The organism is Acidithiobacillus sp. TH-A117, from assembly GCF_057473465.1.
The window spans coordinates 1-12,786 of sequence record NZ_JBYCKQ010000029.1 but is presented as its reverse complement, the minus strand read 5'-3'; the positions used below and the strand labels follow the sequence as shown (position 1 = coordinate 12,786).

The 12,786-nt window shown below is 49.8% G+C and carries 13 protein-coding genes and 1 tRNA gene; 12 read left to right on the top strand and 2 right to left on the bottom strand.

Translation table 11 applies throughout. The features are described 5' to 3' along the window. Positions 1–63 precede the first annotated feature (63 nt). From AC2VLR_RS06420 to AC2VLR_RS06365, 12 genes are all read left to right on the top strand, one after another. The gene (locus AC2VLR_RS06420; RefSeq protein ID WP_486881377.1) at positions 64–765 is read left to right on the top strand and encodes an energy transducer TonB; all 702 of its coding nucleotides are present in this window, start codon (positions 64–66) and stop codon (positions 763–765) included. 36 nt (positions 766–801) lie between these two features. Further along, positions 802–1,449: a MotA/TolQ/ExbB proton channel family protein gene (locus AC2VLR_RS06415; protein ID WP_215843629.1), complete on the top strand. Its 648-nt coding sequence runs from the start codon at positions 802–804 to the stop codon at positions 1,447–1,449. Between the two features lie 30 nt (positions 1,450–1,479). After that, positions 1,480–1,878 carry an ExbD/TolR family protein gene (locus AC2VLR_RS06410; RefSeq protein ID WP_486881376.1) on the top strand — a complete coding sequence of 133 codons (399 nt, stop codon included), beginning with the start codon at positions 1,480–1,482 and terminating at the stop codon, positions 1,876–1,878. Between the two features lie 5 nt (positions 1,879–1,883). Beyond that, positions 1,884–3,221: an N-succinylarginine dihydrolase gene (gene astB / locus AC2VLR_RS06405; protein WP_486881375.1), complete on the top strand. Its 1,338-nt coding sequence runs from the start codon at positions 1,884–1,886 to the stop codon at positions 3,219–3,221. 26 nt (positions 3,222–3,247) lie between these two features. Then, positions 3,248–4,231 (top strand): arginine N-succinyltransferase, encoded by a 984-nt coding sequence (locus AC2VLR_RS06400; RefSeq protein ID WP_486881374.1) that lies wholly within the window; start codon positions 3,248–3,250, stop codon positions 4,229–4,231. 4 nt (positions 4,232–4,235) lie between these two features. Continuing rightward, a complete protein-coding gene (locus AC2VLR_RS06395) occupies positions 4,236–4,718 on the top strand; it encodes a GNAT family N-acetyltransferase (protein WP_486881373.1) in 483 nt (160 codons plus the stop codon). Positions 4,719–4,765: 47 nt separating this feature from the next. Continuing rightward, positions 4,766–5,983 (top strand): succinyldiaminopimelate transaminase, encoded by a 1,218-nt coding sequence (dapC, locus tag AC2VLR_RS06390; RefSeq protein WP_486881372.1) that lies wholly within the window; start codon positions 4,766–4,768, stop codon positions 5,981–5,983. 34 nt (positions 5,984–6,017) lie between these two features. Next, entirely contained in the window at positions 6,018–6,842 is an 825-nt protein-coding gene (gene dapD / locus AC2VLR_RS06385) for a 2,3,4,5-tetrahydropyridine-2,6-dicarboxylate N-succinyltransferase (protein WP_215843634.1), read from the top strand. Between the two features lie 14 nt (positions 6,843–6,856). After that, on the top strand, positions 6,857–8,005 hold the full coding sequence (gene dapE / locus AC2VLR_RS06380) for a succinyl-diaminopimelate desuccinylase (RefSeq protein WP_486881371.1): 1,149 nt from the start codon (positions 6,857–6,859) through the stop codon (positions 8,003–8,005). Continuing rightward, entirely contained in the window at positions 8,002–8,817 is an 816-nt protein-coding gene (locus AC2VLR_RS06375; RefSeq protein ID WP_486881370.1) for a septal ring lytic transglycosylase RlpA family protein, read from the top strand. The genes dapE and AC2VLR_RS06375 overlap by 4 nt, the downstream gene beginning before the upstream one ends. Before the next feature lie 11 nt (positions 8,818–8,828). After that, a complete protein-coding gene (locus tag AC2VLR_RS06370; protein ID WP_486881369.1) occupies positions 8,829–9,749 on the top strand; it encodes a sulfotransferase family protein in 921 nt (306 codons plus the stop codon). A gap of 148 nt (positions 9,750–9,897) precedes the next feature. Next, positions 9,898–10,893: a L,D-transpeptidase family protein gene (locus tag AC2VLR_RS06365; RefSeq protein ID WP_486881368.1), complete on the top strand. Its 996-nt coding sequence runs from the start codon at positions 9,898–9,900 to the stop codon at positions 10,891–10,893. A 104-nt stretch (positions 10,894–10,997) separates the two neighbouring features. On the opposite strand, the gene AC2VLR_RS06360 is transcribed toward AC2VLR_RS06365, so the two are convergent. Further along, entirely contained in the window at positions 10,998–12,554 is a 1,557-nt protein-coding gene (locus AC2VLR_RS06360) for a peptidylprolyl isomerase (protein WP_486881367.1), read from the bottom strand. Between the two features lie 141 nt (positions 12,555–12,695). Further along, positions 12,696–12,772, bottom strand: a tRNA-Asp gene (locus AC2VLR_RS06355). Positions 12,773–12,786: the final 14 nt, after the last annotated feature.

The window sequence follows — 12,786 nt, the reverse complement described above, 5'->3', positions numbered from 1 at the left end:
AAGTTTACGAATTTCGACTTTTCATATTTTTCATATACTAAACAAAACAATAGAGGTGATTAAGTGGGTGAAGCTACCCCCCCCCAGGTTCCTGAGAAACCTTCACGCTGGAGCTATCAAGGACAATCCAAAAGTTTCCGATATGCCATTATCAGCGCTCTGGCTGTTGAAGTTGCCTTGGTGGCAGGACTCATCTTGCTCTCCCACCAGCAGGTAAAACCCAAGAAACCACCTAAAGTGATTAGCGTACAGATTGTGCACATTCCACCGCCGCCTCCACCACCCAAGCCTAAAGTGAAGCCTGTGCCGCACCCGCCAAAACCGGTAAAGTTGCCGATTCCGGTAGTGCATCATCCGGCTCCTCTACCTGTTAAACCGCCGACTCCGCCAACACCTCCGCCTCCGCCAAAGCAGGTCGTGAAGACGCCGCCACCGCCGGTTAAAACACCTCCACCTCCACCACCCCCTGCACCAGTATATAGTGGGGTGGGAGTTTATGGCTCTGGAGCGAGGGCACAGGTGAGAAACAACGTACATGTTTCAGCCATAATCAAGAGATTAGGGTTGAAGGGAACTGTCATCGTTAGTTTCAAGCTGAATCCGTCCGGTGGCAAGGCTCTGGATGTTCAAGTCGTGGGAGGTTCACAAAACCCTCTATTGCGGAAAGCGGCTATTGCAGCAGTAGCTAATAGCACTTTTCCGGCCTTTACCAGCCATATGCCTCCACATACCCTATCCTTCACTGTCCCAATAGACATTACGTGAATTTATTGAATTTGCCATTAAGAGGAACTTAATTCCATGTCATTCCAATATATCATCCATCTCGCCAATTACTCTGATGGAGTTCTTTATGTACTTGCCATTCTGTTTCTGATCGAATTGGCAGTTATTTTTGATCGCGCGTGGTTTATGCGTTCGGCCTTACGCAAGGGAAAAAGCATTATTCATCAACTCTCAGAGGTAGGTAAGCTTAGCAGCGAAAAATTGGAAGAGTTGATGCAGGAAGCCAAGGGCCAACCAGAAGAACAAATTATCACCGCAGCTTATCGACATATGGATTTGGTGCACCATTATGGAAGTGCCAGAGGCGAAGCCTTTGATAATCGTCTTGATGAAGCTATTTTTATGACCACACCATTTCTGGATAAACGATTGTGGATTCTTGACACAACAGTTACGTTAGCTCCTTTGTTAGGGTTGTTTGGTACCATTCTTGGCATGTTCCATGCCTTTTCAATTTTAGCAGCTCCAGGCCATGCACCTACACAGGTCACTGGTGGTGTCGCAGATGCGCTGATTGCTACTGCCTCAGGCTTGTTTATTGCCATGGTTGGCTTGATCACCTTCAATGCATTTAACAATGCTATCGACAAAACCATCCAGCAGCTGGAGTCTATAAAGCTATTACTGATTAACCGCTTGGACGGGGCCCCAAATAAAAGCTGATCAGTCATTTGAAATATTCAGGAGCTAATCATGATTCCACGTCGAAGAAATAGTAAAAAAGGTCGCGTCGAAATTATTCCAATGATCGACGTTATGCTCTTTTTACTGGTCTTTTTTATTATGATCACTTTACAAATGATCACTGACAAAGGCCTCAAACTTCAGTTACCGACCTCTAGTACGGCAAAAGAGTTGCCACACCCGCATTTTGTGATCAATATAGAGAAAACCGGTAAGGTTATTGTCAAAGGTAAAGAGATGTCTCTGGATCAATTGCAGGGTTTTCTTAGTGCTGATGGTGATGTAGAGCATACCCAAGTGACTATAGCCGCAGACAAAGTGGTGCCATTCCAGCAATTTGTGCATGTGATGGATACGTGCCAAAAAGCCGGCGTAACGCAAATTGGCATAGCCACAAAGGCTACATAATCAATATGCCCATGGTCGAAATGAACATGGACGGGTTGGTAGGGCCCAGTCATCACTATGCTGGGCTCAGCCATGGAAACCTCGCCTCTACCCACAATGCTTATCAAATAGCCAATCCCAGGGCTGCTGCATTACAGGGTTTGGACAAGATGCGCTACTTGTCCGACTTAGGTTTGGTCCAGTGTGTGTTACCTCCTTCCTCAGCACCTAGACTCTATTTACTCAAAGCTCTGGGATTTTCAGGATCAAACGCTAAAATCATTGGCGACTGCGCGCGAGCCTCACCTGAATTACTTAGCTCAATTTATTCATCATCTGCGATGTGGGCTGCAAATGCGGCATGCGTCTCATCATCAATAGACACCCGGGATCGAAAAACTCACTTTACACCAGCCAACCTCAGCAGCACATTTCATAGATCATTAGAAACAATAGATACTTCTAGATTTATTAAAATGTTTTTTTCTAGCGAGGATTTTTTTGTACATCATTCAAGCCTGCCAAATCACCCTAATTTCGCAGATGAAGGTGCGGCTAATCATTGTCGATTATGGTTTGAAAATGATGCGCCAGGAATATCTCTTTTTATTTATGGACGTTCTTCGTTTAATCAATTAACAAGTCAGCCACAAAAATTTCCTGCTCGCCAGACTCTTGAAGCTTCCCAGGCTATTGCCAGATCACATTGCCTAAATCCAGACCTGTGTTTTTTTGTTCAACAAAATCCAGAAGCTATCGATCAGGGCGCATTTCATAACGATGTAGTCTCTGTTACTCATAAAAATATTATGTTTTGTCATGAACAGGCGTTTCAGGGGCAAAGCAATCTACGGCAACAGCTCACGGATATTTTTGCTACTCGCGAAGAGAAGTTGTATTGGATTGAGGTTCCAGCACGACGTATTACTCTGGCAGAAGCCATTAAAAGTTATATATTTAATAGTCAAATAATCACAGCAGATAATAAAATCATTTTAATTGTTCCGAATGAATGCCGTGAAAACATTAAAGTCTGGAATTATCTTAACGAACTAATTTTAGACCACCACTGTCCTTTTACTGAAATTAAAACTATTGACTTGAGTCAATCCATGCGAAATGGAGGAGGACCTGCCTGCTTGAGACTCCGAATACCCTTAACTACCGAAGCCTTAAAAACAGTACATCCTGGGATACTTTTTAGTGCGCAACTTGATAAAAAATTAAGATCATGGGTAAATCAATACTATCGTGATCGACTTCATATCGAAGATCTTGCTGATCCTTTATTGCTTAAAGAAACGCAAGAAGCGCTCTTTTCCCTAGGAACCATACTGCAAACAAATGCTCTTTATGATTTTTAATATTTATTTTTAACTTACAACATTTTATGTATATACGTCCCGTGAAAGAAAACGACTTAGATGCGCTTTTTTTATTCTTGCATCAATCAAAAACTGAGCTTACCAGTCTTCCAAAAAACAAAAATTCTCTTGCAGAAAAAATAGCGCAATCCAGCGCCAGTGAAAAATGTCAGGAGTTAGCCGATTGGCATCGATGTTTAATGGTCCTTTATGATCCTGTAAATGATACTATAGCTGGCATTAGCGGTCTTGAGCGTGAGAAATCATGTGCTCCACATTATATTATAGATCAAACTAATAAATGCCTCAGAATTTCAACATCAGCAGTCAGCCCCATAAAACTAGGATCTTTGCTTATTCATGAAAAATATCGCAATTATGGACTTGGTGGATTACTTTCAAAAGCTCGTTTCCTGTATCTTGCCAATTTTTCACATCCCATTGCTGACCACATTCATGCTGAACTTAGAGGTTGGGTAGACAATAATGGTAGGAGCCCTTTTTGGGAAAAAATCAGTAGTTCATTCTATGATGGAAGCTTCTCAAGCATTGATCAGTATCGTGGGACTCATCCAGAAATATTTTTTGAAAGCCATATTGCCGCGCATAACATTCCTTTTTATCTAATTGAAGATGATGTGAAACAAGTGATAGGTACGGTACATAAAGATACTGAAAATGCCAAAAGAATGTTGGAAAAAGAGGGTTTTACACACACAGATTGTGTAGACATACTTGATGGAGGACCTATCCTGAAGTCCACTTTAAAAAATGTCTTTTCCATTAAAAAAAGCAAACTTTTTTCTGTAAGCACCAACCGCGAAAATGAAAAAATATCTGAAACATGGATGATATCCAATATTAAGGTAAACGGATTTCGCGCTGGTTTATATCCAGCCGCACATCGCTCTGGTCAACTATATGTTCACCCACAGACACTTGCTGCTTTAGAATTAGATCCAGATGATCTTGTTCGCGCGGTTCCCAAAAACGCTGCTCATCAGAGGTAAAATCATGATTGAAATCTGCATTGCAGATTACCACAACCCACATCATTGTTTAGCTATTCGCAAGCTCATTGATCAATATGCCAGAGATGATATGGGACAAGGAGCCCCCCTACGCCAAGAAGTCTATGATAATTTGATAGATAATCTTGCGATTCGTTCGTGGATTCATATTTTCATGGCAGTTGATGGACAGGCAATAGTCGGCATCGCTGTTTGTATTGAGGGCTTTTCCACTTTCAATGGCGCATCCTTGTTGAATATCCATGATGTTTATGTAATCCCGGAGTTTCGCCGTCACGGTATAGCCCGCAAACTCTTTACCCATATTGAGAATCATGCGTGCAAACAAGGATTTTGTAAGTTAACACTTGAAGTTTTGGAGGGTAACTTGCCTGCACAAGAAACCTATCGATCTTTCGGATTCAAGCCTTACACTATCAATGAAAGTGGTGGTGTCGCCCAATTCTGGCAAAAATATCTCATTTGACCCTTGGACTTGTCATCACCGCCATCCATGCCCCAGAATCAAATACCATGACGACCACGACCATGAATCCATTGCTGGATACCCTGCAGGCTTACCCTTTTGAGCGGCTGCGGCGCTTGCTTGCTGGCATCACGCCCCCAGACAGGGAGCCCATTGATTTTTCCATCGGCGAACCCCGCCATCCCGCGCCGGCGATCGTCAGTGAAGCCATTATCGCCCATCTCCATGGACTGACCGAGTATCCCAAGGTTCTGGGAGATTTACGCCTGCGTCAGGCCATTGCCCAATGGGCCACCCAACGCTTTCACTTACCTGCAGGTTTTCTCGACCCCGAAACCCAGGTCATACCGGCCAACGGCAGTCGTGAAGCATTATTCAGTATCGCCCAAGCCGTGCTGTCTGCCTGTGCCAAGCCGCAAGCGCTGGTGTTGCTGCCCAATCCCTTTTATCAGATTTATGAAGGTGCGGCCTTGTTAGCCGGAGCAGAACCCTATTATCTGAACTGCGGGGAAAGCGGCCAGCCGAATTTCCAGGATATTGACGAAACCGTCTGGTCTCGATGTGCGCTGCTCTATATCAACTCGCCCCATAATCCTACGGGAGCCACGCTATCCCTCGAAACCTTGCGCTGGCTGATCAATAAAGCCCGTCATCATGGATTTGTTTTGGCTGCGGACGAATGCTACAGCGAATTATATACCGGGAATGAGGCCCCTTCCGGGATTCTGGAGGCAGCCGCCCAGACCGGCAGACTCAGCAATGTGCTGGCTTTTCATAGCCTTTCCAAGCGATCCAGTATTCCGGGGGCGCGCAGTGGTTTTGTGGCTGGCGATCCCGACATCCTCAAAGCCTTTGTGCTGTACCGGACTTATCTGGGTGCCGCCATGCCGCCTTTTATTCAGGCAGCCTCCATCAGTGCCTGGCAGGATGAAACCCATGTCGTCCAGACCCGTGCCAGCTATACCGAAAAATTTGCCGCTGCCCAAAGTATTCTTGGTGGTCACTTGCCCGTCGATATCCCTGCCGGTGGATTTTACCTGTGGCCGCAGGTTGGTAATGGCGAAGCTTTTGTCAAAGCTCTCTACGCCGCAGAACATGTGCGCTGTCTGCCCGGCGCCTATTTATCCCGGGACGCCCAGGGCTGCCACCCGGGTCAGGAGCGGGTGCGGATAGCCCTGGTGGGCAGTCATGAAGATTGTGTGGAAGGACTGCAGAGAATTCGCCATTTTCTGGAAACCCATCCACTATCCTCATTTTCTATTTGAATCACTTATGAAAATCACTTATGAAGGAGTTGTCGTGAGCCTGAGTCTTGAAACCATTATTGATGCTGCCTGGGAAAACCGTGCGGAAATTTCCCCCAAACAAGCCCCGGCCGACGTACGCGATGCGGTCCATCAGACCATTGAGGGTTTGGACAAAGGCGTCCTCCGGGTTGCCGAAAAACGGGACGGGCAATGGGTCACCCATCAATGGATCAAAAAAGCCGTGCTCCTGTCCTTCCGGCTGCATGACAATAGCCGCATTCCCGGCGCTGAAACCAATTTTTATGACAAGGTCCCCGGTAAATTTGCCGACTATAACAGTAATGATTTCCGTACTGGCGGCTTTCGCGTAGTTCCGCCCGCTACCGCCCGTCGCGGTGCTTTTATTGGCCGCAACTGCGTGTTGATGCCCTCCTTCGTCAACATCGGCGCCTACGTGGACGAAGGCACCATGGTGGATACTTGGGCTACGGTCGGTTCCTGTGCCCAGATCGGTAAAAACGTGCATCTCTCCGGCGGTGTCGGCATTGGTGGTGTTCTGGAACCACTCCAGGCCAATCCTACCATCATTGAAGATCACTGCTTTATTGGTGCGCGTTCCGAAGTCGTCGAGGGCGTTATTGTCGAAGAGGGATCAGTCATCTCCATGGGCGTATTCATCGGCGCCAGTACCAAAATTTTCAACCGTGCCACAGGCGAAATCAGCTATGGCAGGGTTCCCGCCGGCTCTGTCGTGGTTTCCGGCAGTCTACCGGCTAAAGACGGCAGCTACAGTCTTTACTGCGCAGTTATCGTCAAACAGGTAGATGCCAAAACCCTGAGCAAGGTGGGCATCAACGCCATCCTGCGGGATATCTGAAGGAAGTTTTATCCATGACCAAAAGCACTGTGCTGGCTCTGGCCGAGGACCTGATCTCCAGGCCTTCCGTCACCCCCGAAGATGCGGGCTGTCAGGACCTGATGATCGCCCGTCTGGAAGCCTTGGGTTTTCGTATCACTCGCCTGCCAGCAGGCGGGGTGCAGAATTTCTGGGCCGAGCACGGCACTTCTAGCCCCTGCCTCTGCTTTGCGGGCCATACTGATGTTGTCCCCGCCGGCCCCCTGGACGCTTGGCACAGCCATCCATTCAGCCCGAGTATTCGCGACGGCATGCTCTACGGGCGTGGCGCCGCAGACATGAAAGGCAGTCTTGCAGCCATGCTCGTGGCTGCTGAAGCTTTTGTAAATGCTCATCCCGACCATACCGGGCGGCTGGCGTTTCTGATTACTTCCGACGAAGAAGGCATAGCCACCCATGGTACCCGCCATGTCGTGGACTGGCTCCGGGATCAGGGCACGAACATTGACTGGTGCGTCGTCGGGGAACCCTCCTCCGAGGAACAGCTAGGCGATGTCATTAAAAACGGGCGGCGCGGCTCCCTCAATGGACGCCTGACCGTACAGGGTATCCAGGGGCATGTGGCCTATCCCGACAAGGCCGACAACCCTATTCATCGGGCCTTTCGCCCTCTCGCAGACCTGGTCGACCAGTCCTGGGATGCTGGCAATGACTTTTTTCCACCGACCCGCCTGCAATTCTCCAATATTCATGCGGGCACCGGTGCAAATAATGTGATCCCGGGGCAGCTCAGCGCTGACTTCAATTTTCGTTTTTCCACAGAATCCACCCCCGAATCCTTGCAGACCGGTGTCCATCAGATTCTGGATGCTGCGCAGATCCATTACCAGATTGACTGGCAGCTATCCGGCCCCCCCTTTTTTACGGCTCCTGGCCGGCTGGTCGCGGCCACTCAACAAGCCTTGCAAACAGTCCTTGGACATGAAGCCAAACTATCCACCGGCGGCGGCACTTCCGACGGTCGTTTTATTGCCCAACTGGGTGGACAGGTAGTCGAGTTGGGTCCCGTCAACAGCACCATTCACAAACTTAATGAATGTGTGGCAGTGAGCGATCTGGAAGACTTATCCCGGATTTACACGGAAATCATGCGGAATTTGCTCGACACAGGCATTGCTGAATGAGTAAATACGTCAAAAGCAGCTGTTATGTTCTCCTGAGTGCTGGCACGTTGTTGATGGGTGGCTGTGCGGGAGTCAACCAGGCTCCTTCCGGTGCAGTATCTCCTTCCGCCGCACCCAGCTGCAATGCCGCTGCGCCCAACCTGCGGGCAGCCTACAACCGCCCGTATCAGATTCATGGGCGCTTTTATCATCCACTGCAAAGTGCCGCTGGCTATCATGTGCGGGGACTAGCTTCCTGGTATGGCTGGGAGTCCGGATCCACAACATCCATGGGCACGGCGTTTCGACCGAGAGCTTATACGGCTGCCAGTCGCGTCCTGCCCCTGCCTACCTGTGCCCGGGTGACCAATCTCGGCAATGGCCGCAGCATTGTGGTGCTGGTCAATGATCGCGGACCTTTTGTAGATGGCCGCAGCATGGACCTCTCCTACGGTGCCGCTGCCGCTCTGGGTATGACCAAACAAGGCACGGCGCCGGTAGAAATCTTTGCCCTGGCCCCCTCCTCCGGCATCGTTACCGGGACGACCGTTTCCTCACCGGCGTCCGGCAACCAGGCTCCGAACGGCCAGGAACAACCGACCCAAACCTATTTACAAACCGGGGCCTTCCAGTCCCTGAATCACGCCACTGTAGAACGCAACCGGCTCCATGCAGCAGGTTTCCGGGATGTACTGATCGTCCCCGGGCTGGTCAAAGGTCAGACCTATTACAAAGTACAGGTAGGCCCGCTTCCCGATAACATTGCTGCTGTCAAAGCGGTCGCTGCCATGAAAAAAATGGGATTCCATGATTTTTATCCGGTGGAACAATAGGGCGTTTGTTCATGCCTGACTTCATCTGGCCGAATTTTTATATTGTCGGTGCGGTGAAAAGCGGTACCACCTCTCTTTATGCGTATTTAAAACAGCATCCCCAGGTTTTTCTGCCGGAGATGAAAGAACCGCATTATTTTACCCGGATCAAACCCGCCCCCGAACAGGATCACCTCATCCAGCGGGTATCCAGCCTGGAGGAATACCAGCATTTATACCGAGGATCCGAACACTTTTCCTGCGTAGGCGATGCCAGCCCTTCCTATCTCTGGTGCCCCGAAGCTGCCGAACGTATTTATCAGGTCCGGCCTGATGCACGTATTATCGTCATTCTGCGCGATCCGGTGCAGCGCGCCTACGCCCAATACCTCATGGATCATAATGAAGGCGTCATCGACCTGCCCTTTTTAGAAGCACTGCAAAAAGACTGGACTCGTCCGGACAAGGGTTGGGGAATATCCCAGTTGTATCTGGAACTCGGCCAATACGCCGGGCAAATTGCCAGATACCAGCAACGCTTTGGCACTGCGAACGTACTTGTCTGCCTGCTGGAAGATCTCCACAAAAACCCGGAGCAGACTCTCATGGTCATCACCCGATTTTTGGGCATTAATTCACAGGCCATTCATACCATGGATCTAAAATCCATCCATAATGCCTATCGTTTGCCGCGTGGAAACTGGGCACGCCGACTCGCCAGCCACCCCATCAGCCGCCGCATTGGCGAACAATTTTTTCCGCGCCGTTGGGGAGATTATATCTGGCGTCACTATTTCCTGATGGAAAGTCCCAAACCCCCTATGGACCCCGAAGCGCGCCAGTTTTTACAGACTTTTTACGAACCGGAAATCCAGCAACTGGAACAGTTACTGGGTCGGGCGCTTCCCGAGCTCAGAAAATCATGGAAAATAGACACCCAAACTGTACCCTGACAGCTCCTTGATGAAAAAAAGCTCCTCCCATCCAGCATTACTGCAGCGCGAGAATAACCGGAACTAATGCGCTTAGCAGGATGACTAAACCAGGAACAGGATTAAAATCGCACTATAAGCAAAGCACCAAGGACGGAAAAAGACCATTATGCTGATATCGGCCCCCCCCACCTCTGCAACAATATCCAGTGCACCGCAAGTATTACTACACGCCCGGGAAACCCGAAAAATCCTGATACGTCTGCACTATCTTCCCCTCATCCCGCTGGATTTTCTGGGTTTGCATGGTCATATTCACCGCAACTATGCCTGGCGCTTCAAAATTCCCCGGGCACTTCAGGCATTAGCGGCTTCCGACTCCTGGCAGGACCCCTGGAATCCGCTGGTCCTGGGAGCCTTGTACCAGTTTGAAGCGGTCCATAATTTGCCCGTGGTTCCAGGAAGCATGGGCATACGTGGCTTGCCACTCAACATTGAAAAAGCCCTGCTCCATGCCCGCAAAAAGGATCCTGACCCCTGGACCTGGATATTGGTGACCAAATTTCCACGACCGGAAGAAATTCATCTATTCATGGGTGGCCATGGCTGGATTTTTCAGAGCAAGGCCAATACCGGGGTCATGCATGCTACACCTGACGGGACCTGGCCGGTTTACGCCCGGGATACCCATACTGCCATGATCGGCCGCTTTCCCATTCCTGTTCCCAAGGCACAGGTGCGGCTTTATGAAGCTGCCAAGTCGGCAGGCTACGTCCTGCAATCGGTACATTACGCGCGTTATCATCATCACTGGGTGCAGTATCAGCATTATGATGATCCGGATATTCGCTGGGTCAATTATTTTGATCGAGGACGTGCCGTGCATTTTTATCCCCGGGCAAGTTATGGCTTTCCGCAAAGTGCGGGGTGCGTAGAACTTCCCAAAGGTGCCGCCCGGAAAATATATGGACTTATTCACTACGGAACCCCGGTTACCGTCAGCCATGCTGCCATTGGTCCCTGGGATCCGCCCGGCAGCACCAATCTGCATGCGCCGCTGAATATCAAACACCTGCATCTGACTTACCGGGAAGTACCCGGCAAATCATCGGCACGCAGCGTCGACCTGCAATTAGTGGAAACTGCTGTCCCCACTCAACCCTGAGTTCCTGAGCGCTATAGCCAGATTAAGTATCTTTTCCCCATAGCATAAAGGGTCAGGTCATCTGCAAGCTGGCGACAGGCGCAGCAAGGCAGCAGCTTCCGGCATCACTGGCGGGCTGCCTGAGCAAGCTGCGTATCATTGATTTTCACCTTGGCATGTTGGCGCAGGTCACTCAAGTAGGCCGCCGACAACAATCTACCCCTTTGTTCTTCTAAAGAAGCACGAATTTCTGCGGTCACCTTGGGATTAATGGCGGCAGGAGCAGGCGCCATGACCCGGGTAACCGCGTAAAGGGTATAAACGTTATCTCCGCGAATCATACCCATGGAAGGTACCTGATGCTGCGGTGCCGGCGCCAAAAAGGCCGCATTCAACAACGCCGGGGGTAAACCCTGGGTATCTTTTCGGGTGACATTCAAATGCACCTGAAGCGGATACTGACCATCATCACTAAAAACCGCAACCTTGGCGGCTTTCCGCGCCTGGGCAAGGAGTGTTTGCGCCCGGGCTTTGGCTAACTGCAGCGCTTTTTCTTCCGTCAAGCGGGCAATGATCTGATCCTCAACAGCAAGCAGGGCTTGTACCGTTCCCGGATGATAGTGCAACAAATGAACAGCGAGCAGATTACCATTCTTCAAGGTCAGGACCGTACTGTTTTTGCCCGCCAGCACAGCTTTACTAAAGGCCAGTTCCAGCGCTTTGGGATCGGCAAAGGGGCCACTGGCAAGCACCTTCCCTTCGGTCAACAAGCCACTGTTGGCTATCTGCAGATGATAGGCCTTGGCGACGGACTGCAAGCCATCCGGGCTACTGAAAAGCCGATCCTTGAAATTTTCCACCTGTGCCTGAAAGGCATTTTCAGCCGCTTGATTATGGACCCCGGAAGCCGTATCTGCAGTGGCAGCAGCACTCTCGGGAGTCGCAGCTCCTCCCACAAAATCCTGGGGCCCTAGAACAATATACTGCACTTCCACCTGGGCAGGTAATTTGAACTCAGTTAAATGCTGTTGATAAAAAGCTTTAACCGCTGCGGCATCGGGCTTGGCCTGCTGCGCAAAATGGGCATCAGCTATCGTAACTGTGCTGATGTCGCGGTATTCCTGAGACCACCCCCACACTTCTTGAGCGGCCTGGTCAGAAGCATGGGCAACAATCTGTGGAATCACCTGTATTTGCTGCAGTCGCAGACTTTCCCGTAACATACCTTCAAATTGAGCTGGCGTCATACCATGGCTTGTCAAGACAGCCTGATATTGGGCCTTGGAAAATTCCCCTTTTTTCTGAAAGGCAGGAATGGCTTCAATTTTCTTCGCCAATGCAGCATCAGGGACTTGCAAACTCATCCTGGCTGCTTCGGTGCCCAATAAAATATTTCCAATCAATCCATTGAGCACGTCTTCGGAAAAACCCGGCTGTTCTGCCATTTTAGCCGCTGTGGCAGGACCGAAAACCTGACTATAACGCTCCTGGGTTTCCTGCAGGCGTTTTTGAAAGACGGCAGCGGTAATTTTATGACCATTTACGGCGGCTACCGCAGTGGGGCCGGAGCTCCCTGACATAAAATATCCGCTTACTCCCCAGAGGACAAAAGACAAGGCAATAAGTGCCATGATTATTTTGGCAACAAATGATTGTCCCATATTACGGAATACATCCATCATGATTACAATCCTCACAAAAAGGAGCGGCGGGTATGAGTTTACCGGGCCGGATTCTTTCTCAAAAAATCCACTGGAATAGTTCCCAACTTCAAAAATGACACATAAAAAAAGCACCCACTTGCGAGGGCGCCTTTTTTCATTTGGCGGGGCGGACGGGGCTCGAACCCGCGACCTCCGGCGTGACAGGCCGGCATTCTAACCAACTGAACTACCACCCCAATAAATTGGTGGT

Coding starts and splice junctions, on each gene's coding strand:
- AC2VLR_RS06415 (WP_215843629.1), top strand. CDS start 802: ATGTCATTCCAATATATCATCCATCTCGCCAATTACTCTGATGGAGTT.
- AC2VLR_RS06410 (WP_486881376.1), top strand. CDS start 1,480: ATGATTCCACGTCGAAGAAATAGTAAAAAAGGTCGCGTCGAAATTATT.
- astB (WP_486881375.1), top strand. CDS start 1,884: ATGCCCATGGTCGAAATGAACATGGACGGGTTGGTAGGGCCCAGTCAT.
- AC2VLR_RS06400 (WP_486881374.1), top strand. CDS start 3,248: ATGTATATACGTCCCGTGAAAGAAAACGACTTAGATGCGCTTTTTTTA.
- AC2VLR_RS06395 (WP_486881373.1), top strand. CDS start 4,236: ATGATTGAAATCTGCATTGCAGATTACCACAACCCACATCATTGTTTA.
- dapC (WP_486881372.1), top strand. CDS start 4,766: ATGACGACCACGACCATGAATCCATTGCTGGATACCCTGCAGGCTTAC.
- dapE (WP_486881371.1), top strand. CDS start 6,857: ATGACCAAAAGCACTGTGCTGGCTCTGGCCGAGGACCTGATCTCCAGG.
- AC2VLR_RS06375 (WP_486881370.1), top strand. CDS start 8,002: ATGAGTAAATACGTCAAAAGCAGCTGTTATGTTCTCCTGAGTGCTGGC.
- AC2VLR_RS06370 (WP_486881369.1), top strand. CDS start 8,829: ATGCCTGACTTCATCTGGCCGAATTTTTATATTGTCGGTGCGGTGAAA.
- AC2VLR_RS06365 (WP_486881368.1), top strand. CDS start 9,898: ATGCTGATATCGGCCCCCCCCACCTCTGCAACAATATCCAGTGCACCG.
- AC2VLR_RS06360 (WP_486881367.1), bottom strand. CDS start 12,554: ATGATGGATGTATTCCGTAATATGGGACAATCATTTGTTGCCAAAATA.